Origin of the sequence: Rhodohalobacter barkolensis (genome assembly GCF_002834295.1) — a bacterium.
In the GTDB taxonomy this organism is placed as follows: domain Bacteria; phylum Bacteroidota; class Rhodothermia; order Balneolales; family Balneolaceae; genus Rhodohalobacter; species Rhodohalobacter barkolensis.
Genome location: NZ_PISP01000001.1, coordinates 547,105 through 572,850, shown reverse-complemented (window position 1 = coordinate 572,850; position 25,746 = coordinate 547,105). Strand labels below are relative to the sequence as shown.

The window sequence follows — 25,746 nt, the reverse complement described above, 5'->3', positions numbered from 1 at the left end:
CTTAGATTCTATGAATCATATGTACCATCTCTTTGACAAAATTAATACGACACTTCTGAAGTGTATGGCTGTTTTGATGATTACCGCTGCCCTTCCGGCACTGCTGGTTGCCCAAACAGCCCCTACTGACGGCATGAAAGACAATACACCAAATGTTCATGCTTTCACTAATGCTACTATTGTAACTGCACCGGGTCAAACCATCAACAACGCTACGCTGGTGATCCGAGACGGTGTGATTGAAGCCGTTGGAAGACGCGTTTCTCCTCCCTCCGATGCCCGTGTCTGGGATATGGAAGGGAAAACCCTCTACCCCGGATTTATCGACTCTTACAGCGATGTTGGGATGAATGAACCTCGTGTTGAACTCGATCGAGGAAACAACTCCTGGAACCCGAACTTGCGATCACATCTTAAAGCAGAACAAGAATTTGATACAGAAGATGATGGTAATTCTGCGCTGAGAAGCCAGGGTTTTACAGCGGCTCTTTCTATGCCGCCACTCGGTATTTTTAAAGGTGAAGCAGCCGTTATCAGTCTCAAAGACGGAGATGTTTCCGATCGTGTGGTTATGGATCGAATTGCACAGGGTGTATCTCTTTCCACAAACCGGGACTTCGGTTTTACCTATCCCACTTCTCAAATTGGTGTCATCGCCCTTATTCGTCAGACACTTTACGATGCCGATTGGTATGAAAGAGCTCATGAGGCGTACAGAAGTAATCCTTCACTGGAACGGCCGGAATCGAATGCACCGCTTGCCTCCCTTCGTGATGCCGTTCATGGAGATCAGCCGCTGATATTTCATACCGAAAGTGATGAAGAAATTTTACGTGCATTGCGTTTTAAAGATGAATTCAGTTCTATCAATCCCTGGATTTTGGGAAATGGTCACGAATATAAAGTTCTGGATGTATTAAGTGAGCATAATGCTCCCCTTATTTTGCCTCTTGACTATCCTGAAGCTCCGGATGTTGAAACACCTGAGGACGCGCTCAGTGAAGATCTTGCGGAACTTCGCCACTGGTATCTTGCTCCTGAAAATCCTGCAAGAGTGGCAGATGCGGGTGTTCTGTTTTCATTCACAACCGCAGGATTGGAAAAACCGGGTGACTTCTTAGGAAATTTGAGAAAAGCTGTACAACTGGGTCTTGATAAAGAGACTGCACTGGCTGCGTTAACATCCAACCCTGCCAGTCTTTTGGGAATAGATTCCACACACGGAACACTTGAAGCCGGCAAAGCAGCGAACATCATTGTAGCTGATGGAGACCTTTTTGAAAATGGTGCCAAAATCATCGATCTCTGGGTTGATGGTTCTCACTATCGAATAAACCCCGAAAAGGAACTTGACCCGCGCGGTGAATGGGAAATTGTATCAACCGATGGATCAATAGACGGTACACTGGTGGTTGAAGAGTCCCGACCCGGCCGACTGAACGGAACCGTAACAATAAACGGCGACGAAATTGATCTGATGTCTGCTTCCATGCAGGATCAGGCCAGACGATTCAGAGCCGACTTTTCCGGCAACGAACTGGGTCTCGAAGGACCGGTACGGTTAACCGGATCCGTAGATGGAGACAATCTTCGTGGCTGGGCTGAAGTAACCGGCAGAGACCGGGTTCAGTTTAGTGCCACACGCACCGGCTCTGTAACAGAGAGTGAGTCTGAGGATTCAGCAGAAACCATGAATCGGGATCTTCAACTCTCCGAACTGCGTCCTGCTATGGAGTACGGTCGAAACGCGATTCCCGAGCAGCCAAGAAATGTGATCGTTCGGAATGCAACCATTTGGACAATGGGACCCGAGGGTATTCTCGAAAATGCTGATATGATTATCTCGAACGGCGAAGTAGAAGAAATTGGACAGGACCTGCGTGCTCCACGAAATGCCGTCGAAATTGATGCAGAAGGCAAACATGTTACCCCGGGTCTGATCGACGCCCACATCCACTCCGGTGTGAACGGTGTAAACGAAGTTGGAAACGTAATCACGGCAGAAGTTCGCATGGGTGATGTTCTAAACATCAATAACATCTGGATGTATCGCCAGATTGCCGGTGGATTGACTACAGCTCATGTTATGCACGGATCTGCAAATCCCATTGGCGGACAGAACGTACATATCAAGATGAGATGGGGTTCTTTATCTGATGATCTTAAAATTGATGATGCTCCCCGTACCGTAAAATTCGCACTGGGTGAAAATCCAAAACGTGTTGGTTCAGACCGCTACCCGGAAACCCGGATGGGTACCGAACAGATGATTGAAGATCGTTTTAGAATGGCCCGCGATTATGAAGCACGCTGGAATGAGTGGAATGAGACCGGAGAAGGAATACCTCCTCGCAAAGATCTCAGACTCGATGCACTGCGAGACATTCTGAATGGAGATATTCTGGTACAATCGCACAGCTACCGTCAGGATGAAATTCTGATGCTGATGCGCCTGGCTGAACGTTTTGATTTCACGATCAAAGCATTCCATCACGGTGTTGAAGCGTACAAGGTAGCTCCCGAATTGGCTGAACACGGTGCCGGTGCTGTTGTATGGTCCGATTGGTCATCTTTTAAAATGGAAGCCCAGGACGGAATACTCTACAACGCCAAACTTCTGACAGAAGCAGGTGTACTCACCTCCCTTCACTCCGACAACAGCCAGATTGCATCCCGTATGAACTGGGAAGCGGCTAAGATGGTACGGGCCGGAATGGATCCTGAAGATGCGCTTTCGTTGGTAACTATCAGTACAGCCAAGCTTCTTGGTGTAGACCATCGGGTCGGATCACTCGAAAACGGCAAGGATGCCGATTTTGTAATTTGGAACGGAGATCCGCTCTCTACCCTCACCAAAGCAGAGCAGACCTGGATAGACGGCCGTAAATATTTCGACCTCGATGAAGACAGGGAACTACGCCAAACAGTTGAGGAAGAGCGCGCACAGCTCATTCGACTAATTATGGAGGAGAAATAATGGAAAAAGTAAAATCAATTTCTCTTCACAATCAGCAAAATCGATTGAACATCTCAAATTTATCAACCATGAAAAACGTAATCTTATCGCTTACACTGTTTGCAGTTTGTCTGATGTTTGCTCCCGCTTTGGAAGCCCAAATACCTGCACCCAAACAGAGTGAGCCTATCGCACTTGTAGGTGGCACCATTCATACACTTGCAGGTGATGTTATTGAAAATGGAACCATCATTTTCGAAGATGGAAAAATTACCGCTCTGGGTTCTGATATCAACGTTCCTGCAGGTGTTCGGACAAAAGATGTTTCCGGAAAACAGATCTATCCAGGTTTAATCGATTCCTATAACCAAATGGGAATTTATGAAATTGGAGCCGTGGATATGACAGTTGATGTCAACGAACAGGGTTTAATAAACCCGAATGTACTGCCCGAAAGAGCTTTTCATCCGGAAAGTCGTCATATTGGTATTGCACGTTCTGCCGGTGTTTTAACTTCTGTAACATCACCCGGTGGCGGAATCATCTCCGGACAATCATCAGCCATGAAAATGGACGGTTGGTCATGGGATGAAATGATCCTGAAATCAAGTACCGGACTGATAGTAAACTGGCCAAATGCCGGTAATGATAATTATGAAGATAATCTTCGCAGGATTAGGGACACGTTTGCAGATGCAAAAGCTTATCGAACTGCACGTGAGGCGATGGATTCCGGACAGGCCCAACGCCATGATCTCGACAGCCGATGGGAAGCGATGATACCTGTACTCAAAGGGGATGTCCCGGTCGTTGTGAATGCAAACGAAGTTCGTCAGATTCAGGATGCGATTACATGGTCTGAAGAGGAAGGAGTTCGGCTGATTATTCTGGGCGGTTCGGATGCGCACCTTGTAACCGATCACCTCAAAACAAAGCAGATACCTGTTATTGTTACAAGTGTTCTCACCTCTTCGAACAGGGACTGGGAGAGCTATGATGCACGATATAGTCTGCCTTCTAAACTACACGAAGCCGGAGTACAGTTTGCCATTGCCGGCGGATCCAGTGCTCCGTACGCTCATCGACTTCCATACGAAGCCGGTGCCGCAGCCGCATTTGGGTTAGATGCGGATACAGCCCTCAGATCCGTAACTTCCTTTCCGGCCACTATACTCGGTCTGGATGATCGAATCGGAACTCTTGAAGTTGGAAAGGATGCAACTCTTCTCATAACAACCGGGAATCCAATTGAGTACAGCACTCAGATTGAACAGGTTTATGTTGAAGGAAGAGAAAGCGATATGATGGACATGCATCGTCAGCTTTATGAAAAGTATCACGAAAAAGTAGAACAGCGCAGTGCTGAGAGGTAAATAAATCACATCCCCTTCCGACGGATTAATATGTCTCCCCTCCTTCTTAAGGAGGGGTTGGGGGTGGTTTTCTTTACTTGCAAAAGATTTAAAGTTTGAGAATTGGTACCCGGCTTTGTTTGAACCTCCCCTAAATCCCCTCCTTGAAAATGAGGGGACTATTCTAATCCAAATTCAATGACTCTATATTGAACTCACAATAACATTCTTACCTGTCAGACGGTTATCATCAAAATTTAACCAAACCCCATCAGACATTCGTTTGGTGGGGTTTTCCATTTTATAGTATTAACCCATGACCTGTCAGCGTCTGGAGCAGAGCGCTCATTTTTTGAACACGAAGTGAAAGTCCTGAAAGCGTCGGTACTGAATTCAAACTCAACGCTGACAGGAACCCTCCAAATGCAGTCGGGCACGCTGTCAGGTTGAAATAGGTCATCCGTCAGACGGTTCATTTAAAACTCAAACCACTGCTTCTCTCTGTTCAATTGGTATAAACTCTTCAACCCGATCCAGAAGCACCTGATGAATCTTCGGATTTCCAGCGATAATTCGCTGACCAAAGAGCCAGTCATCACCGCCTTTCCAATCAGTTATTACACCGCCCGCTTCTTTAACAATGAGCGCAGCTGCGGCAACATCCCAGGCTTGGAGAGAATATTCAAAAAATCCATCAAACCTTCCGCAGGCTACACAGCAAAGATCAAAGGTAGCCGCTCCGGGCCTGCGAATTCCCTGAAGTTCGTCCATCAGGTGTCGAAAGAGTTTTAGGTAAGATTCAACAAGTGAAAGATCATTATAGGGAAAACCGGTTCCGATAAACGCATCTTTCGGTTCTGACGTATTGGATACCCTGATTTTTTCTCCGTTCAGCCACGCTCCTTCACCGGCTACTGCCGTAAATTCCTCGTTACGATTCACTTCAATTACCACACCCACTTGCGCCTCTTTATTTTCCCACATCGCTACAGAAACACAGTATACCGGAAAGTCGTGAGCAAAATTAGTAGTCCCGTCAATGGGGTCAACAATCCATGTCCGTGCACCACTTAACTTTTCGTGAGCTTTCGTCTCCTCAGCCAATATCATATCATCCGGACAGTGCTCCTTAAGATAGGATAGAATATTCCTCTCCGTCTCCAGATCTGCATCCGTCACCAGATCGTGATGTCCCTTCTCACGCGTATTCAATGCTTTCGACTGATAGCTTTTAATAGTCTCGACACCCTTGCGTGCGGCGTTCAAGGCAATGTTTAGGTCGTTATTCATAAAAATGTTGAATTACTAAATGATGAATTTTGAATGATAATCCCATTTCTCAAGTCTCAAATCTCACGTCTCACATCTCACATCTCACATTTACTTATCCCCTTTCATTTTATACTCAAAACGTCCGGAAACAGAAGCAGAGCTATCGTTCTTCAGAAAGTCGGGGTCTTCAAACAGTTCATCGGCAGATATTTTCTGAATTCGAGTGATTTCTTTCTGAAGCTTGGTGATCGACTTCATCAGTTTCGACTTTTCTTCATCTTCGCTTTTTTTCATTCTCTCCGTAAGCTCTCTTCTCTTTCGTTCCAGAAAGTAAAGCCGCAGAGGTTTCATGGAGTATTTTGCCGTCTTAAATGGATTCCTGTCTTTTTTGACATCATTCCCTGTTTTTTGAACGTACTTCTCACTCACTGAATAACGTTCCAAAACGATATCGCCAACCAAAGTTGGAAATGGTTTCTCACGGTTTGTGTAGTGCTGAACCGTTACTTCCTCTTCTTCAATGTGGCGTTTGATGATATCTCTATAGAACTCACGCAGTTCATCATCCTCAAAATGATCTTCCGCAACATTATGGCCAATAAATTTGATCATCCTCTCACCAAATTGCAGCATCAGTCGAATAATCTCTTTTTCGTAATGAGGCTTTTTCTTTTGAGCAGGCGTGGATTCCGGATACTCACTTTGCTGAAGTGGAGGTTCATCCCCTACGGAATGCGGAACCGGAGCAGAAGGAGCCGATTGATTCCTCTCTTTGTACCGACTTCGTTTCTGTTGATCCGCAACAATTTTGTCCAGCAGCTGAAAGAGTTCACGATCACTCCCTTTTCGGTATTTTTGTGTCTGCTGATGAAGATGCTGAACGTACACCTGCCGGTCCAGTTCTTCCGGAATCAGCGCAATGCTTTCTAACACAGACTTGATTGCCGCTGTTCGATCACCGGGACTCTCCATCCGTCCCTCTTTCTCCGCTTTATGGATCGAGAATGTGACAAAATCTTCGGCGTTTTTCCGTTTATAATCTAAAAATGATTCCTGCCCAAACTGTTTCACAAACGAGTCGGGATCTTCACCATCGGGCAGCTGCATTAAAAAGACTTCCATGCCCTGCTCCAGCGCGATATTCATCCCACGCTCCATCGCTTTCTGTCCGGCACTGTCGGCATCGTAAATCATCACAATCCGGTTACCGTACCTCTGCAAAATCTTAATCTGTCCTGCCGTAAGAGATGTTCCACTCGACGATACCACATTTTTTACACCGTGTTGGTGCATGGAAATGACATCCGTGTAACCCTCAACCAGAATTACCTCACCCTCTTTTCTGATGTCATTTTTTGAAAAGTTCACTCCATAAACTACTTCACTTTTATTGTAAACAAGGGTTTGAGCCGAATTTACGTATTTGGCTGTTTTCTTTTCCTCATCCAGTATTCGTCCCGCAAAAGCGATGACTTTGCCGGATGGATTGAAGATTGGAAACATCAGCCGATCCCGGAATGTATCGTAAAATCCATCCCCGCGATTGCTGGGTTTTACAAGATCCGCCTCGGCAAGATACTCTTCAGGGATACCCTCTTTCTCAGCCGCTTTTAAAAGTTGTGAATTTTTCGGAGCGTAGCCCAATCCAAATTTTCGGATAATGGATTTGTCATATCCCCGTTTTTTTAAATATGCCCTGGCTTTCTCCGCGTCTTCGGTTTCGAGTAAATGTCGGTAAAAGAAAAGTCCTGCATATTTCAGCGCATGATAAACACCTTCTCTTTTTTTAGTTCTCTCGTCATCTCCTTCAACGTGCTCATCCGGAATATCAATACCGTAGCGATCGGCCAGTGAGCGCAGCGCCTCGGGGAAACCCACACCCTCCATTGCCATCACAAAACTGAAAACATCTCCGCTCTCTCCGCACCCAAAACATTTGTAGATCCCCATATTCGGGGTCACATGAAATGAAGGGGTTTTCTCATTATGAAATGGACAGAGTCCGACAAATCCGCTTCCGGACTTCTTGAGCTTCACGTAATCGCCGACTACCTCAACGATATCTGCCGTCTCACGTATTTCTTCTTTTTTATTCTCGGGTATCATCATAATGAGTTTTGAAAATACAAAATAGATCAGACTAAATAGATCCCGGATTTCAATTAAATCGAGGAATTTAATTTTTAAAACAGATGAGCAAATCTCCCGCTCAGATTCAACAAAGGATTTATTTGTATGGGGCCGTCTTAGTCAAGATTTGTTAGAGGCTCTCTTGGGAAAATCTGATCAATGATGGTATATTCAAGGTTAGATATTTTAATCAAAATTTTAAAATAAACTAACCTGATTCATGAGTGTATTAGTTGGTAAAGATACCCGGCTGATTGTGCAGGGTTTTACCGGTAGTGAAGGGACATTTCATGCCGGCCAAATGATTGAATACGGAACAAATGTAGTTGGTGGAGTTACACCGGGCAAAGGTGGCCAAAAACATTTAGACCGACCTGTTTTTAATACTGTAGCTGATTCTGTAAACGAAGAAGGTGCAAATACTTCTGTAATTTTTGTACCGCCTCCATTTGCGGCTGATGCAATTATTGAAGCTGCTGTTTCCGGAATTAAAGTGATCATCTGTATTACTGAGGGAATTCCGGTACAGGATATGGTAAAAGCAAAAACAGTTTGCGACCGTCACGGTGCTACTCTGGTCGGACCAAACTGTCCCGGTGTCATAACCCCGGGCGAAGCTAAAGTTGGTATTATGCCGGCTATGATTTTCACTCCCGGCAACGTAGGGCTGATCTCCCGTTCTGGAACTCTGACGTACGAAGCTGTTGATCAGTTAACAAAGGTTGGGCTCGGACAGAGCACGGCGATTGGAATTGGTGGTGACCCGGTTATCGGAACCACGCACACTGATGCTGTAAAGCTTTTCCAGGATGATCCGGATACAGACGCTATCGTATTGATCGGTGAAATTGGCGGGTCTGCTGAAGAAGATGCTGCCGCTTACATCAAAGAAAACGTAGACAAGCCTGTTGTAGCATTTATCGCCGGAAGCACAGCGCCTCCCGGACGACGAATGGGACACGCAGGTGCAATTATCTCAGGCGGAAAAGGCGGTGCAGACGACAAGAAGAAAGCACTGAAAGATGCCGGAGTAACCGTAGCAGAAAGTCCTGCAGAAATCGGCGTAACACTGAAGGAGATTCTCTAACTCTTTTTCGGTACTAAAAATTTCAAAAGCCACTCTGAGTTTTCAGGGTGGCTTTTTTTGTTACCTGATTTTCTTGGGTAGACATCTCTTTAATCATAGAAAGGTAATTACTATCGGTTGTAAATTTTGTTGATTAAATCCGATCGAATCCCATACTTTTGTGGCCGCTAATTTATCCCTGCAAAGCTTAAATTTATTGGGAACATTTTCCCATTCGAAAAGTATTCAAAGCTAAAGGAAACTTATTAATTCAAAAGCATTTTTTAACTGGAATGAAAACGATACTCACCAGTATCTCCCTGCTCATTACATCCATCTTACTTGTTATCGGTTGTGAAGTACTTGACAAAACTATTCACGAGGAAAACCGGCTTGAAACGGAAGCCATTCACGAAAATTCAGATCCTGAAGAAGCTGAACCTCAGCAGGTCAATATGGAATTGACGGAGATTGATTTATTGAGCAAAGAAACGCTGCAGCAAACGGATGATTCCTGAACTTTCAGAACTCACTGTTTTATGATTTTTTTAAATCAGATAACCTACTGAGGCCGGTTGATGCAGCAGCCAGCCGGTTAAACTGTAGCGGGGCACGTTCGTCGTTAATACTTCGTGTTCAATCATATCACTTTTGAACAAGAGCAGTCGCTTTGCAATCGGTTCAACAACAATCTCCTGATCATCCTTGTAGATTACCAGCTCACCGCCATCTCCCTTCTTCCAGTTTTCATTCAGATAGATCAGCACGGTAATTTGACGGTTAGACCGCTCATTAAATTGATCGAGATGACGATCGTAGTGAGATCCTTCGGGGTACTTTGCAATGTGAAATTCCGATCCGGACAAACTCAGAAAACAGAACCGCCTTAGATTTGCGATTAAATCATGTACTATATCAAAAAAAGAAGATAGTTCGGTGTCCCGTTCTTCTTCAAGCCAGTAGATAAAATCACCCCGTACAGACGATTTGATTTGAAACTCTCCTGAGGACCCAATTCCGGCTTTTTTTAAATGATTCTTCTCTTCAGCCTGTTTAAAGAAGTTCATAGTGAGGCGGTACTGCTCATTCGACAGAAAATCATCGACAACTACATAGTCGTCTTCAGCCAATTTATCAAACCAATGAATCCACTGTTCATCCGTAAACATAATTCCATACATTTTTAGATTAATCCCACCAACAGTCGTCAGTAAGCAGAATGAAATTACGCACTTCTCCCAAAACCAGGAATAGTTTCCACAAAAATATATCGCACTAAATTGTAAACCCGTCCGGTATAACCGTTCCTTTTGGAACGATGACTATTCCGTCTACAACATGATAATGATCATATTCTCCATCCTCGAGGTGAGATCCGCCTACAATTCGAACGTCATTCCCAATGCGAACATTTTTATCTACAATGGCGCGGCTGATATAACATCTCTGACCGATCCCCATCAACGGCATCTCACTGCTCTGCATATCCAAATCAACCGGTGTAGGGAAATTATCGTTACCCATCACAATTGAGGACTCGATTGTGGTTCCTTTGCCGATTCTGGATCGGATACCAATTACAGATCGTTCTATCCGACTGGCCTCGATGATACATCCCTCCGCTACAATTACATATTCGAGCGATGTACCCGTCAATTTTGAAGTTGGCAGCAAACGTGCACGTGTATAGATTTGACGCTCATTATCAAAGAGATTAAACTTCGGCAACGTTTCCGTCAACGCAATATTTGCATCAAAAAAGGAGGAGATTGTACCGATATCCGTCCAGTATCCTACAAACGGGTAACTATTCACTTTTGCACCTTCATCTATCGCTTTGGGGATAATTTCCTTACCAAAATCAGTAGCGTCAGGATTCTCTTCAAAGAGTCTGTTCAGATCGTCTTTATTGAATACATAGATTCCCATCGAAGCCAGGTAAACTTTACCCTCCTCTTTCAGCTCCGGGGTAGTTTCTGATGACCATTTAGACAGCTCCTCCGGAGCAGGTTTTTCTACAAAAGAGTCGATTTGACCATCTTTGTTGGTCTTCATAATGCCAAATCCGGAAGCATCCTCTGCCGTAACAGGTATGGTTGCTACCGTTAAGTTGGCTCCCTGCTGCTTATGATCCTGAATCAGCTTATCGTAGTCCATTTGATAGAGCTGATCACCGGATAAAACCAACACATAGTCATATTCATGATTGGCGAGGTGATGAATGGATTGGCGCACTGCATCAGCAGTTCCCTGAAACCAGTTACTGCTTTTAGGAGTCTGTTCGGCAGCGAGAATATCAACAAATCCGTGAGAGAAGAGATCAAAGTTGTACGTATTCTTTATATGTCGGTTCAACGAAGCGGAATTGAACTGAGTAAGTACGAATATTTTTCGAATCCCGGAATTTAAACAGTTGGAGATCGGTATATCTACTAACCGATATTTACCCGCAACGGGTACTGCCGGTTTACTTCTGTGATAGGTAAGAGGATGTAACCTTGTACCTCTTCCTCCCCCCAAAATAATTGCAATGGTCTTCTCTTTCATAGTTGAACCCCTTATTTATTTAGCAATGAATGATATAATTTTATGTAATTGCCGGTTGAACTTTTCCAGGAATAATCGAGTGACATTACCTGCTTTACTTTCTTATTAAATAACTGTTTTATGTTGAATAGTTCCACTCCCCTTTTAACTGCTTCCACAGCCTCCTTTTGATCAAACTCATCAAAAACTACACCATAGCCGTTCTTCTCTTCAAAATCTATGACTGTGTCGGCTAATCCTCCGGTTTTTCTTACCACCGGAATTGTACCATAACGCATGGCATAAAGCTGATTTAATCCACAAGGTTCAACCCTGGAAGGCATAAGCAGGAAATCACTACCCGCATAAATCTGGTGAGCTAACTTCTCGTTATATTCCAGCCGGGTATCAAAATATCCGACGTAATCACTTTGAAGATTTTCAAAGATTTGATGCAAACCGGGGTCACCCGTTCCCAGAACCAAAAATGAAGCTTCTATTCCATTTTCATGGCAACTTTTTATCAGACCCGGAAGGAGATCGGCACCTTTTTCGCGAACCAACCGACCGATGAATGAAAACAGGGGACGATTATGGTTAATTGAAAATTCATCACAGAGAACCTTTTTATTTTTCTTCTTACCCGTTTTGAAATTTTTAACTGAAAAGTGATCGGATATATACGGGTCATCTGCGGGATTCCAGACATCAGAATCGATGCCATTAACAATTCCTGTGGTTTTCTCTTTTTCGTGACGAAGCAGTTGCTCCAATCCGTGACAATACTCCAGAAGTTCGTTCATATACCCTTCCGATACGGTTGTCACTTTCCAAGCAGATTTAATCCCTGCAGCCAGTGAGTTCAACGCTCCATCCCAATCTAAAAGCCCCAGATTTTCCAGATTAAACGCAGGCAGGAGATCATAATCATCCCGGTTATATCTGCCCTGATACTCCCCGTTATGAATGGTAAGGACAGACGGTGTTTCTCTGAATTTTTCGAACCGGAAAGCCTGGCTCATCATAAACGGAATCAACCCGGTATGGTGGTCGTGTGAATGTATGATATCCGGTTTTTCGTCCTGGATCTTTAACCACTCCAAGGCAGCGATCTGAAAACTGAAAAACCGTTCTTTCTCATCCCAATAGGCATGACCGGACCAAGGATCGATATAAACACCTGGCCTGTCAAAACGCCCGGGAATGTCAATTACAAACAGATCAAAATCTTGACTATCATCAATCTTATACACCCTGAAAATAAATGGTTCACCCCCTAAAAGAGCATTACTCTCATAGACGAGTGTTTTATTCGCTTTCTTTAATTTGTTGTTATAGTAAAATGGAATAATAACGTGTGATCTGTGACCACTCTGATTAAGATACTTCGGAAGAGCCCCAACAACATCCCCGAGTCCACCGGCTTTCGCATATGGGTAACACTCAGCCGATATATGAACAATATTCATAATGAAGAGATATAACTAAATTTTTAAATGTCCGTAGGTTGATACTACTGTATTCAATTAAGAAAATAATAAATGATGCGCAATCATTAAGATAAATAATGAATCGTTCTCTTGAACTGAAAGATCACACCCTGAGTATCCAAATAATTTCTTTCTTTGTTTTTTTTAAAGTATCCTAAGTGCTATCATCATCTAGAATCAATTCTTTAACTAACTTTTTTAAATGAGTGTAACGATATCAGTTGAGGGGGTTTCTAAAAGCTTTGGCCAAACAAAAGCTGTTGACGACGTATCTTTCGAAGTGGAAAAAGGCAGAATTTTCGGACTCCTTGGACCCAACGGTGCCGGTAAAACAACTACCATCCGGATGATCAATTATATCACTCTTCAGGACGAAGGTGAGATCACCATTAATGGTCAGCAGGTAAGCCCCAAAACTCAGAAGATGATTGGTTATATGCCCGAAGAGCGGGGTTTGTATAAAAAGATGAAGGTTGGTGAACAGCTCATGTATCTCGCTCAGTTAAAAGGGATGAACAAAAATGATGCGCGTGAAAAAATTAAGTACTGGCTGCATCGCTTCAATGCTTACGACTGGCACTCAAAAGTTGTAGGTGAACTCTCAAAAGGAATGAGCCAAAAGATACAGTTCATTGCAACAATAGTTCACAACCCGGAAATATACATTTTTGACGAGCCGTTCAGTGGTCTCGACCCGATCAACAGTGAACTGCTGAAGGAGATTATCATCGAGCTGAAGGAACAGGGAAGTACAATACTGTTTTCTACTCACCGCATGGAGCAGGTGGAACAGATGTGTGATGATATCTGCCTTTTCAACAACGGAAAAGTTGTATTAACCGGAAACCTACGCCAGATCAAGAAAGACTTCGGAAAGAATACGGTTTTAATAGAATTCCAGGGCGACGGCGGGTTCCTGGATGAACTGGATGATGTGCGAATTAACAACCGATCAACAAATTTTGCAGAAATTCGAATCTTAAACGGATTGAACTCACAGGAGATTCTAAGAAAAGCTATGGAAAAAGCCGAGATTCACAAGTTTCAGCTTGTTGAACCATCACTGAATGAGATATTTATTTCAACCGTCGGTGAAGACAATATCAAAAAACAGCAGGAGGCTGAGCTATCATGAATTGGAGGCAAACCTACCTTGTTTTAAAGCGTGAATATCTCACCCGGGTTAGAAGCAAAGGATTTATCTGGGCTACCATTTTGGTTCCGCTCGGATTTGCAGTATTCATTGGCGTTGGAATTTTTATTGCTGCATGGGACAGTGAAATTGATTTTACCATCGGTGTTTATGATGAAACCGGTGAAGTGATTGCTAATCTTCAGGGAATTGATGAAAATCGGTACATCGACTATTCAGACAGCCCTGTGGATACCCTTCGTGCCATGGTGCAGCGAGAGGAAATTACCGGATATGTACTTATTGATGATTCGCACATTAGCGAAAATGAAAATCTCGAATTGATCTACAGCGGAAGCGGAGGTTTGCAGCTTTTGACGGCCGTTCGTTCTGATTTCAGAGAATCCATTCGCCAGGAAAGACTGCGTCGTGAAGATGTTAGCGAAGATATCCGAAACATATTTGAAAGCAGGGTTGAAGTGGACTCCCGCAGGTTGAGCCGTGAAGGCGAAGAGACCGACGATGACACCGAATTTTTATCGATCGTAGGGATGTTTATGGGATTAATCATCTTTGGCGCAATATTCGGATATGGTGGATATATCATGCGTGGTGTTATTGAAGAGAAAACGAACAGAATTATCGAAGTCATCGCCTCATCGGTTAAGCCAATTGAACTGCTTACTGGTAAAATGGCGGGTGTGGGAGCTATTGCAATCACTCAATTTGGTATCTGGTTACTTGCATTTGCAGGTCTGTCAGCTATTGCCGGACCGTTGGCGAATTCAATCCTTGGAGCAGATGCAGCGTCATCACAAATGTCGGGTGAACTGGCACAAGCCGAAGAACAGCTTCCTGCAATTTTAGATATCCCAACACTGGAAACATCCCTAATTGTCTACTTTGTTATCTTCTTTTTCCTGGGGTACCTGCTTTACAGTTCTCTTTTTGCGGCTATCGGGTCGGCAGCTGATTCTGAAACCGATACTCAGCAACTCATGCTTCCGATCTCTGCACCGATCTTTATCGCTTACATAATTATGTTCCACGCGATGCAGAGTCCGGACAGTACACTTTCCGTAGTTGGATCGCTTATTCCGTTCTTCTCTCCTATTTTGATGATTACCCGGATTGCCATTACAGAAGTACCCTTTTGGCAAACGTCAACTGCTATCCTTTTGATGATGCTCACTTTTGTGGGAACGATGTGGCTGAGTTCCAAGATCTACCAGGTAGGAATTTTAAGCTACGGAAAAACAGCAAGCTTTAAGGATCTTGCAAAATGGATCAAACGATCTTAGAAAAACTTATGTCAGACCGCGCACAGGCGGTCTGACATTTTTATAAACTAGAATTGATTTAAAGCTCTCCTCACTCGCTCATCATACTCTTCTGTCTTTCTCCGATCTAACCACTCGCTTCTAAATGTATCACTAACGCGGTCCAGGGCATTCAGTGCTTGAATTCGAATCCTTGGATCCCTGTCTTCAAGCAGACGCGTCAGGCGATTTTCCCAGCCTTCACGGGATTGATCAGCCTGTAGTATCAAATCGAGTACTTCTGATCGTATGGAATATGGAAAACCATCTGCCAAAAACGTGTCAGCATATTGTACAGCAGCTTCAGTTTCTCCCTTCTCAGACAGTAAATTCAACAAGAGTGGAACATCCTGTAAAACACTCTCCTGTGTGATTAAATCTTCTGCAAGAATCTTAAAACGATCCACGTCCACAACTTCATTCAGAGAAAGAATGGCTGCAGTTCTGATTTCACTGTTATCGGTTTGACTCACTACCGATCGTAATTGACTGATCACACTGTCATTTCCTCTAAAATTTGCCAGACCCTCAACAGCGGCTAAGCGAACTTCATTACTGTAACGGGATGACAGATGATCGATTAACATTTGATCTGTTCCGGTAGCTCCCGTAGTTACTGCTGAAAATGTTCGCAGCAATTCTGCATAGACATCTGAGTTTTCTTCGTTCCGCATCTGGTCCTGCAATGCCAGTTGCAGATCAGGATTATCCGAATAATTGGCCAGCCCCTCAGCTGCTGCTTCCCGGCGGTCAGGATCATCAGAATTCCTCAGTTGATGTATCCAGAATTCAAATGGTTTTTGAACTTCAAGCCGAATATCATCTCTTCCTAAAATAGTTAGCATGATGTTTTCAGTATTTGTAGATACATTCAAAACAGTACTGTCGGAGTCGCCGGTAAATGTAATCTCATTCTCTTTTTCATCAAGAAGTGTATACTCATCGACCTGCACGGTTACCAGCTCATTAACAGGCTCAGAAATAGCATTAAACGTAACGGTGATGTTCTGTTGTTCTTCATCCCATTTCATCTCGGCCCTGTATTGATAATCCGAGACCTCCTCTTTTGTCAATTCAGCCAATACCGGTTTATCTGTATCGAAATATGGAAAACCGGAATCTTTATAAATCGCCTTGGCCAGATCATACCAGTTCATGACTTGAGATGATTCAGAGATCAAGGAATTGTACACTCTTTCGAAGTGGCTGTTGAATTTATCATTTTGGTTTTCAGCAAAATTTGATTGCCATTTAGAGCTTAAACTTCCATCAAAAACATGGTATGGAGCCTCGGTTTGCTCATACACATAATCCAGGTCAAAAAGAGTGTTCAGCGTCCAACCCTGGAAAGCTGTAATGGCATCCGGATCACTCCAAAGTTCTGTTCTCTGATGAGCTCCCAGCCAGACTCCGGTTAAAGCTCGCTGCAATTGTGTTTCTAAATCACCTCGGTTCAAGTAGAGATAAATGATTCCGGCTCCATAAGATTTGGTTTCCCAGAAATCATCTTCAAGAATAACAATTGAAAGATCCCTGAACGGATACCCCACATTCAGATGCTCATATAATTTACCATAGGCATCAACTGCAGTTTCAAGCAGCTGATCGCTTTCAAAATCAGAATTTTCAGAATAGATATGAATTTGATGATCTGAACGGCGTTCAAACATTGAACTGTATTCAGATTGAATATCGTTGCTGTTTTGAGTTGATGAAATCAGCTCCAAATCCCCCATCGCGAAACTTAGATCAACCGGCGAAACCGTTTTATTCGATGTGAAACTTGTGGTCTCTTCTGATACACTCTCAATTTCCATTGTAGCTCTTCTGCCATTTGAAACTACAGTTTTTCCAGCCGGGTGTGTGAAAATAATCTCGGAAGTAAACTGAACTCTGGGATGATCGGGCACAGGGAGCCAGTGCGAAGTTGTTAACGGCAATAAAGACGTAAAATATGTCCCTTTTGCGGTCTGAAAATATCCAAAAACCGGGTTGTTTCGATATTGAATTCGTAATGAGATTTCATCGCCCCTGTTAAAATCGCCATCGGTTAAAACGATCAGCTGGTTATTTTCAAAATAGAACTCTTTGCTTTCATCATTTATAACAGTGCTCAAAATTTCCATATCGCGGGCATCAAATACCAGTGAATCGATGTCCCCATCTTTGAGCTGAATCATATATAGCAGGTCCCCTTCGATTGATCCCGTATCAGAAATATTTAATTCTGCATCCAGATGACTGATTTCGAACGGCAGATGAGGGTACGATTCATAGTCCCAATTCTGAGCGGATAAATCCGGAATTAGTGCAAAAATGGATATGAAGGAAAAAAGTACGAGTGTAATTTGTTTAATCATTTTTTGCATCAAAAAGTGAAAGAATTTCAGGTAGTAATGAAGAATTTGTTGAGATTGCATTACCGGTTTTAATAGATGGATTTCCCTGTACATCGGTATATGAACCGCCGGCTTCTGTTATTACTGGTAACAACGCAGCAGCATCCCAGATATTTAAAATAGGATCGATCATGATATCGGCCCTGCCTGCAGCAATCATTAAGTGGCCGTAGGCATCTCCCCATGTTCTGTGAAGTCTTGTTCGATTTAAAAGTTCCAAAAAAGGAGCTGAAAGTCCATACTGTTCAAACGTGGTAACTTCTGTAGAAAGGAATGTCGCTTTAGAGAGATCTGTGCACTCCCTCACTTTTGTGGTTTTCCCGTTCAGAGTACAACCGTGACCCACAGCTGCAGATACCATTTCGTCAAGAGCAGGGGCATAAATGACACCAATTTCCGGTCTATCATTAACCAGAATACCTATCAGAGTTGTATAGAATGGGACTCCATGAATAAACGATTGAGTACCATCTATTGGATCCAGCACCCAAACAACTTCACTGTCTGTATTCTCTTCCCCAAACTCTTCTCCAATAATCCCGTGATCAGGAAAGTTTTTGTTTATCTGCTCTCGAATCAGCTTTTCTGCCGTCTGATCGGCATTGGTAACGGGTGAGTCGTCTTCCTTAAATTCGAGCTGAAAAGATTTTTTGAAGTAGTTAAGAGTTGAATCGCCACCTATTTTTGCGAACTCTTCAGCTGCTTTTCGTAATTCCGGTAATGATTTTTGCATGAAAAAGTATCCATTTTGCTGTGGTAAACTCCACATATATTCTTTCTACAAAAGATACTTATTTATACATCCATTCTCTCTTACGATTTAGGATTCAAGATGAAGGTTTTATCAATTCCGTATTTCAGTTCAAATTGTCGAAGTGAATTTGAAGGTTTCTTTTGCCGTTTACCTCCAATGTAGTCTGGCTGACCTCAAGCATATCTATTTTAAAGCTTCCATCACGATCTGTGAGCACCATGCTACCCACAAATTGCCCATCGTCCCTATTCCAGGATAACTGAACCGTTTCTGATGGGCCAGACTCCACTATCAGATCCCAAACAATTTCAGAACTCAACGAGTTACGGAAATCACTGAACAGTTTTCTATCATCACCTTCAAACCATGCGTAAAGAGCACTGGGCGGAGCCGGAGGAGCTTCCAGGTCAATTCCTGAATCAAAGAAGTCAGTTGCCCCGGGTTTTTGTCCAAATGCTAAATCCACATACGATTCACCATCAAACAGTTCTAAATCAAACCGGTAGTTGTTACTCTTCACTTCAAAATTTGCTGTCAGGGCGATATCATCTTCCAGTTCCACAGAAAGCGGATTCTCATTGGATTCAACATCACCCGACCATCCGGCAAACTGCCATCCATCGTTGGCAACGGCTAAAAACTCCGCAGTTGCTCCAACCTCATCTCCCCCGCTTGACAACACGTTTCCTGCTGTTGAAGGACTTACGTTGATTGAGATATTTACCCTGTCGGCAGGTGAAGATATTTCTCCACAGCCGCTGATCCAGAGAATCAAAATAGTGAATATATGTAATGAGTATTTCATGTGATTCTACTTAATGAGGGTCATTTTCCGAATATCAACTACATTTCCGGCCTGGAAGCGAATAAAATATAAACCGGAGGATAGGTTTGTACCGTCGAAGTTTACTCTGTGTTCACCGGAAAGCTGTGTTTCATTAGCAAGAAGCTGAATCCTCCGTCCAATTACATCATATACTTCAATCATCACGTGTGTTTGTTCCCTAAGCTGATATTGAATGGTTGTTGAGGGGTTGAACGGATTCGGGTAGTTGGGTAAAAGTTGATTTTCCGTCACAACTTCATCGGCATAAATCATTTCAATTTCCAGGTGATCGTACTCCTGATCAAGAATTTCACTGCCACCCGATGTCAGATCAATTGTTCTGCTAACCCCCTCCTTTTCAGCATAGATTCTATATGCGTATGGTGAATTTTCTTCCAGACCTTCAATCTTAATTTCAATCGGATAGTGCTTCGAATTTATCTGAATTTCTGTAGGCTCGTTATTGATGAGCTTGCTGTGATTCTCTGACCGAACATCCAAAACAGGATCCGGAGCAACCGGCGGTAGCAGATAACTTTGTTGTTCTGCCTCAGACAAGTAAACCTGACTGGCAACCAATTCTGAGCTGGAAGATCCAGATATAAACTGAATCCTTGCTAATTCTTGGTTTAACTCAGAATCAGTCTCTGAATCCGCTAATTCCATACCCGCAGTGGGTGGATCGTTCTGTACTGTGATGGTGATATTACCGTCTTCACGCGCATATATCCAGTGTCCGGAATTGGGTATCAACTCATCTGTTGCAGCATAATTGCCATCTTTATAGAGATAAACCGGTGTTTCTGTAAGAAGTTCTTCCGGGTCTGATATTGCAAATATTGAAACCGGTTCAGACAAACTTCCTATAAGGTTCCAGCCTGAATTCAACCTTACACTCAAACTATCCAAACCCTGACCTGCAGCAGGTATTGTTTCGTTGTCGAACGATTTTGTTTTGATCCAATATCCCCTGCCGGGTATAAAGGTACTGCTCAAATCATACCGATCACTGTAGCTGTAGATAGTAGCCAGATCCATTTCATCACTTTCTACAGACAGAGGAGTACTTGAAAGCTGCCATTCAGTAGATGCTACAATTTCACTGTTTATGTAATAGATAATATTGGAAAGTTCACTCTCCTCACCATTTCTGTTTACTGCAGTTAAAGCGTAAACCGATGCACCTTGAAGTGGATTGCTATCTAAGTAATTTCTTACCTCCGGTCCGACGCTTTCCAATACGGTTAAGCTCTCAGGCGACTCTCCCCTGTATATTAAGAAGTGATCGATATGATCAGTCACTGATACGCTCCAGTTGAGATTTGCTCCGGTTTCAACGGACTCAACAGATGTCAATTCCGGTGCTGATGGAACGCCAACGAACGGCTCTTCAAAGAGAATTTCAGGCTGATCTGCCAGTTGAACATCATCCACAGTGATCGATACTGAAACCGTTTCAGCTACCGTATTGGTTACTGTAAACGCAAACTCTCCGGAGTTGCCAGTGTTATCAGCACCCGTGAATTCCGCGCTTCCAGTCACTCCAATTTGCAGATCAGCCGGACTGAATCGTTCAATAGGATTACCCAGGGAGTCAGCGAGTTGAACAACGACCGTTGATGGGTCTGCTCCATCGGCATCATGCGGTGTTGTTGCCGTCACGGTTGACAAGTCAGCATCCACCAACTGAATCGGCTCTTCAAACAAAATTTCTGGCTGATCGGTCAGCAGTACATCATCCACGGTAATTGAAACTGTAACCGTTTCAGCTACCGAGTTTGTTACCGTAAATATAAACTCCCCGATATTGCCGGTTACATCCGGGTTTGTAAATTGTGCGCTCCCACTCACTTCAATTAGAAGATCTTCAGGAGTAAAGCGATCAATCCTATTTCCAAGAGAATCCGAGAGTTGGACAACTACCGTGGATTGATCATTACCATCAGCCAAGTGTGGTGATGTAGCAGTAACGGTGGAAGAATCGGCATCGACCAGTTGAATAGGCTCTTCAAATACGATCTCAGGTTGATCACTCAACTGAACTTCATCTACGGATATGGATACCGATACCGTTTCAGCTACTGTATTTGACACACTAAACACATACTCTCCCGGATTCCCCGTCACATCCGGTGCCGCGTACTGGGCATCTCCGGTTACGTTAATCAGCAAGTCTTCGGGATTGAACCGGTCAATGGGATCTCCCAGAGAATCAGCCAGCTGCACAATCACCGTTGATCGGTCCTCGCCATCCGCAAGATGTGGTGAAGTTGCTGTAACGGTGGAAGAATCTGCATCGACCAGTTGAATAGGCTCTTCAAATACGATCTCAGGTAGGTCTGTCAACTGAACATCATCCACAGTAATGGATACCGAAACGGTTTCAGCTACCGAGTTGGTTACGCTAAACGCAAACTCTCCGGGGTTGCCAGTATTATCGGCACCCGTGAATTCTGCGCTGCCCGATACGTCAATTTGCAGATCCGCCGGACTGAATCGTTCAATAGGATTCCCCAGTGAGTCAGCTAACTGAACAACGACCGTTGATGGGTCTGCTCCATCGGCATCATGTGGAGTGGTTGCTGTGACGGTTGATAAGTCTGCATCCACCAACTGAATCGGCTCTTCAAACAGAATTTCGGGCTGGTCCGTTAAAACAACGCCATCAACTGTGACATTCAGGCTTACCGTACCTGGTTCCAGGGAGGTAATTGATGCACGGAAGATTCCGGCATCTCCTGTCGATTCAATCGTGCCTATTTCTCCTGCTCCATTCAATTGAATATCAATATCCCCTGATGTGTAGCGGCCAATGGCTTCACCAAGGGAATCTGCAACTACAATTGTAACCTCTGATGCATCCACTCCATCTGCAAAATGTGGAGACGTAGCTGATACGGATGAAGAATCAGCATTTACCACAGGCAGAGGGGTTTCAACTTCCTGGAAAATAATTTGAGGCTGATCCGTTAATTGTACGTCATCCACGGTGATTGTAACCGTTACAGTTTCCACCACAGTATTGCGGACAGTAAATCCGAATTCCCCCGGATTCCCAAGATTGTCTGGACTGGTAATTTCAGCACTTCCATTCACATCTATAATGATATCAGAGGGTTGAAATCGATCTATCGGATTCCCTAATGAATCTGATAGTTGAATTCGAACAAATGATTGATCCTCCCCATCGGCAAGGTGTGGCGTGGTTGCCGTCACGGTTGACAAGTCAGCATCCACCAACTGAATCGGCTCTTCAAACAGAATTTCGGGCTGATCGGTCAGTAAAACATCATCCACGGTAATCGATACCGAAACGGTTTCAGCTACCGTATTGGTTACCGTAAATGCAAACTCTCCCGGATTTCCGGTGTTATCGGCGCCTGTGAATTCTGCGCTTCCTGATACGTCAATTTGTAAATCTGCCGGACTAAATCGTTCTATTGGGTTACCCAAGGAGTCAGCGAGTTGAACAACGACCGTTGATGGGTCTGCACCATCGGCATCATGTGGAGTTGTTGCCGTAACGGTTGACAAATCAGCATCCACCAATTGGAGAGGTTCTTCAAACAGAATTTCAGGTTGATCAGTTAACAATACATCATCCACGGTAATCGATACCGAAACGGTTTCAGCTACCGAGTTGGTTACGCTAAACGCAAACTCTCCGGGGTTGCCAGTATTATCGGCACCCGTGAATTCTGCGCTGCCCGATACGTCAATTTGCAGATCCGCCGGACTGAACCGTTCTATAGGGTTACCCAATGAGTCAGCGAGTTGAACAACGACCATAGATGAATCCTCACCATCAGCGTCATGCGGCGTAGTTGCCGTAACGGTTGACAAGTCAGCGTCAACAAGTTTAAGGGGTTCTTCAAACTCAATTTCAGGTTTCTCATTCAGTTCAACCCCATCAGCGGTAACGGTAACTGTCACTATTTCCGCAACACTATTTGTCACCGTGAATCCAAATTCTCCGGGATTTCCCAAACCATCAGGTAATGTAAATTCAGCACTTCCGGTCGTCTGAATGGTCAGGTCAGAAGGTACCATTCCTTCAACCGGATTCCCGTCTGTATCGATGAGTGTAACTGTAACAAACGATTGATCTTCACCATCAGCAAGGTGTGGAGTTGTAGCAACTACAGAAGAAAGTTCTGCATCTACAGAATTTGGCGGGGTTGTGTCATCAACTTCCGTAGTAAAACTAAATGAATCCGAAGCATTTCCTTCACCTAGCTCATTTACTCCTTTAACTCTCCAGTAATAAACAGTCTCGAACTGTAAATTATCAACCTGGTACAAAGTATCCGTAACGCTTTCAGTTAAATCAATTGTTTCAAAATTCGGATCTGTGGTTAATTCAACAACATAACTCTCTGCAAATGTCGATGACATCCACCTGAGAGTTGGATTTATGGGCACATCGATTTCCTGGTCAGAGGGTTCCATCAGTACCGGAGCGGCAGCAACTCCGGGAACCGTTTCAAAGTTCCACGTTTCAGACCACGGCCCTGCCCCTTCTGTCCCAATGGCTCTTACTCTCCAGTAATAAATCGATAACTGATTGAGGTCTTCCGTTAAAAAATGAGACGATTCTGTTAAACCTGTTACTCTCGTAAATAGCTGCGTTAAGTCGGGGTCCGAATAGATTTCCAATTCATATTCATTAGCGCCATCAGAGTTTCCCCACACAAATTCCGGATTTATGGGAACACCGGTTTGACCATTTTCAGGAGCTGTCAATGTAATCTGATCCGGTAGTACCGAGTCAGAAAAACTAATCGTTGCAGACCTGCGACTGGCGGTTGGAGTACTGGGTCCGGGTTCATTAAACTGTACTCTTACCGGATCCACAACACCTGAACTGCCAAATGAAACTGTATCCTGAATACTGAAATTAACGTTTAAAAGTGTCCCTTCTCCGGATAGAACAGACGTACCGGCTGCTGCAACTTTTACCACACCTTCTTCTACAGAGTTGGAAATATTTAAACCATCAGAAATTGTCCCGGCAGACTCTATGGACTCAAAGTTCAACAGAGCCGGATCAAAATCGAGATCGATTTCATATGCCACAATTCCTAAATCTGTCAAATCTGAAGTTTCAATGGGCAAAGTAAATGTTTGATAATCCTGAACGGTGGTATCAGCAACAGATACTGTTACATCATTAACCCTCAGTTCTACCGGTTCAGATTCAAAATTATCACTATCCACTGCAGTAATGTTCACTGTTCCTCTTGATAAGGCCTGTAATTCACCGGTATTCTCATCAATAACTGCCACTGATTCATCATCAGTATTCCATCTGTAGGGTGCCGTTCCGCCGGTCTCCACACTATAGATTTGACTTTCACCAATCGTTAGTTCGTTCTGAGGCTGGTTAACAATAATTTCAGGAGCATTTTCAATCGTTACCGTTCCCTCATTGGCATCTGCTTCAAAATCTTCATTAAACAGTACATTTTGAGGAATAAAACTGGCTGTTCCTGTTGCATCTCTATTCACCCTGAAAACAATATTCATCAAGGCTCCTTCACCCTCATAAGGTTCAGAATCCGCAAAAGCTATTCTCATTAAATTTCCATCCAGAAAATAAGTGGGATCAGGTTTTCCTTCTAAAATGGTTCCTTCGGTCGATATCGAAAGGATTTCAAGTTTTGATGAGGTAAAGCTCAGATCAAATTGTCCGGAGGTAATATTCAGACCGGTTAAATCTGAAACATTAACCTGTACGGAATCAACAAGGGTTTGAGTAACATTTCGATCTGAAACACCTAATGTAAGTTCCTGTAATGAGATAGGTTCAACCCTGAAAAAATCTGTTGAATCTGTTAAGCCGGCTGCATCTTCAACATAAATTTTTACCGTACCAGGAATAATGCCTTCAACCAGCCCGGTTGAAGATACCGTAGCAATATTTGTATCCGAAGATGTCCATGTTACGGGTTCCGTTATATTACCATTGACTGAAAACTGAAAGCTTTGTCCCTCAATCAAAGCCCCTGATGGTTCTTTTGGAGTAACTTCTATTCCACGAACAGAAATGACTCCTGGGTCTGACGCAAGCTGTGGCTCTCCCTCATTGAATCTTCCGTCAGTAATTCCTATTTCCGAATCTTCAAATTTAACAGCATCTTCACGAACCTGCACAGTCAGATTCAAGAATAACCCCTCTCCCGTTACAGGTTGCATAGCTGCAAATGCAAAATTGCCGGATGTTGAGTTAAACGTGCTGTTTATTCCATCGAGAATAGTACCTGAAGTGGAAACATCTTGAAATGTTATAAGATTGGAGGAGGATGTGAACTTCCACTCACCGGAGAATATATTATCTGATTCTAAAATTTCACTTACAGAAACAGGTATGGTAATGGTTTCTCCGGCATCCACCGTAGTATCAGGTATAGAAATGGAAATAGTTTGGGATAGTGCATTCCCATAGCCCAAGCCACACAAAAGCAAAAGTACCCCGAAAAACTTTGTTCTAATCAGTTTTTTCATGTTACGGCTGTTAGCAGCTA

At 43.6% G+C, this 25,746-nt stretch carries 15 protein-coding genes; 6 read left to right on the top strand and 9 right to left on the bottom strand.

What is annotated here, in order from left to right; all coding sequences use genetic code 11:
- The first annotated feature begins 10 nt into the window (after positions 1-10).
- Entirely contained in the window at positions 11-2,977 is a 2,967-nt protein-coding gene (locus CWD77_RS02215; RefSeq protein WP_101071595.1) for an amidohydrolase family protein, read from the top strand.
- A gap of 68 nt (positions 2,978-3,045) precedes the next feature.
- The gene (locus tag CWD77_RS02210; protein ID WP_165779055.1) at positions 3,046-4,329 is read left to right on the top strand and encodes an amidohydrolase family protein; all 1,284 of its coding nucleotides are present in this window, start codon (positions 3,046-3,048) and stop codon (positions 4,327-4,329) included.
- Positions 4,330-4,791: 462 nt separating this feature from the next.
- Here the strand turns inward: CWD77_RS02210 and CWD77_RS02205 are convergent, their stop codons facing one another.
- Both CWD77_RS02205 and dnaG read right to left on the bottom strand, forming a co-directional pair.
- Complete coding sequence (locus tag CWD77_RS02205) at positions 4,792-5,598, bottom strand: inositol monophosphatase family protein (RefSeq protein WP_240596605.1); 807 nt, start codon at positions 5,596-5,598, stop codon at positions 4,792-4,794.
- Between the two features lie 90 nt (positions 5,599-5,688).
- A complete protein-coding gene (gene dnaG, locus CWD77_RS02200; RefSeq protein ID WP_240596603.1) occupies positions 5,689-7,689 on the bottom strand; it encodes a DNA primase in 2,001 nt (666 codons plus the stop codon).
- A 241-nt stretch (positions 7,690-7,930) separates the two neighbouring features.
- On the opposite strand from dnaG, the gene sucD reads away from it, so the two are divergent.
- Both sucD and CWD77_RS02190 read left to right on the top strand, forming a co-directional pair.
- Positions 7,931-8,797, top strand: a complete 867-nt coding sequence (gene sucD / locus CWD77_RS02195; RefSeq protein ID WP_101071591.1) for a succinate--CoA ligase subunit alpha — start codon at positions 7,931-7,933, stop codon at positions 8,795-8,797.
- Between the two features lie 272 nt (positions 8,798-9,069).
- Entirely contained in the window at positions 9,070-9,294 is a 225-nt protein-coding gene (locus CWD77_RS02190) for a hypothetical protein (protein ID WP_101071590.1), read from the top strand.
- 30 nt (positions 9,295-9,324) lie between these two features.
- Here CWD77_RS02190 and CWD77_RS02185 read toward each other — a convergent pair whose 3' ends face one another.
- From CWD77_RS02185 to CWD77_RS02175, 3 genes are all read right to left on the bottom strand, one after another.
- Positions 9,325-9,957: a 2OG-Fe(II) oxygenase gene (locus CWD77_RS02185; RefSeq protein ID WP_240596601.1), complete on the bottom strand. Its 633-nt coding sequence runs from the start codon at positions 9,955-9,957 to the stop codon at positions 9,325-9,327.
- A gap of 94 nt (positions 9,958-10,051) precedes the next feature.
- Positions 10,052-11,323 (bottom strand): glucose-1-phosphate adenylyltransferase, encoded by a 1,272-nt coding sequence (locus CWD77_RS02180; protein ID WP_101071588.1) that lies wholly within the window; start codon positions 11,321-11,323, stop codon positions 10,052-10,054.
- Between the two features lie 11 nt (positions 11,324-11,334).
- On the bottom strand, positions 11,335-12,771 hold the full coding sequence (locus CWD77_RS02175; RefSeq protein ID WP_101071587.1) for a glycogen synthase: 1,437 nt from the start codon (positions 12,769-12,771) through the stop codon (positions 11,335-11,337).
- A 223-nt stretch (positions 12,772-12,994) separates the two neighbouring features.
- On the opposite strand from CWD77_RS02175, the gene CWD77_RS02170 reads away from it, so the two are divergent.
- Both CWD77_RS02170 and CWD77_RS02165 read left to right on the top strand, forming a co-directional pair.
- Positions 12,995-13,927: an ABC transporter ATP-binding protein gene (locus CWD77_RS02170; protein WP_101071586.1), complete on the top strand. Its 933-nt coding sequence runs from the start codon at positions 12,995-12,997 to the stop codon at positions 13,925-13,927.
- A complete protein-coding gene (locus tag CWD77_RS02165; protein WP_101071585.1) occupies positions 13,924-15,225 on the top strand; it encodes an ABC transporter permease in 1,302 nt (433 codons plus the stop codon). The genes CWD77_RS02170 and CWD77_RS02165 overlap by 4 nt, the downstream gene beginning before the upstream one ends.
- A 47-nt stretch (positions 15,226-15,272) precedes the next feature.
- Here CWD77_RS02165 and CWD77_RS02160 read toward each other — a convergent pair whose 3' ends face one another.
- The 4 genes from CWD77_RS02160 to CWD77_RS02145 all read right to left on the bottom strand — a co-directional run bounded on the left by CWD77_RS02160 (position 15,273) and on the right by CWD77_RS02145 (position 25,726).
- A complete protein-coding gene (locus CWD77_RS02160; RefSeq protein ID WP_165779054.1) occupies positions 15,273-17,603 on the bottom strand; it encodes a HEAT repeat domain-containing protein in 2,331 nt (776 codons plus the stop codon).
- Positions 17,596-18,375 carry a histidinol-phosphatase gene (hisN, locus tag CWD77_RS02155; RefSeq protein ID WP_101072912.1) on the bottom strand — a complete coding sequence of 260 codons (780 nt, stop codon included), beginning with the start codon at positions 18,373-18,375 and terminating at the stop codon, positions 17,596-17,598. Before hisN ends, CWD77_RS02160 begins: the two co-directional genes overlap by 8 nt.
- A gap of 124 nt (positions 18,376-18,499) precedes the next feature.
- Positions 18,500-19,201, bottom strand: coding sequence for an InlB B-repeat-containing protein (locus CWD77_RS02150; protein WP_133120156.1), 702 nt, complete (start codon positions 19,199-19,201; stop codon positions 18,500-18,502).
- Positions 19,202-19,207: 6 nt separating this feature from the next.
- On the bottom strand, positions 19,208-25,726 hold the full coding sequence (locus CWD77_RS02145) for an Ig-like domain-containing protein (protein WP_165779053.1): 6,519 nt from the start codon (positions 25,724-25,726) through the stop codon (positions 19,208-19,210).
- Between the last annotated feature and the right edge of the window lie 20 nt (positions 25,727-25,746).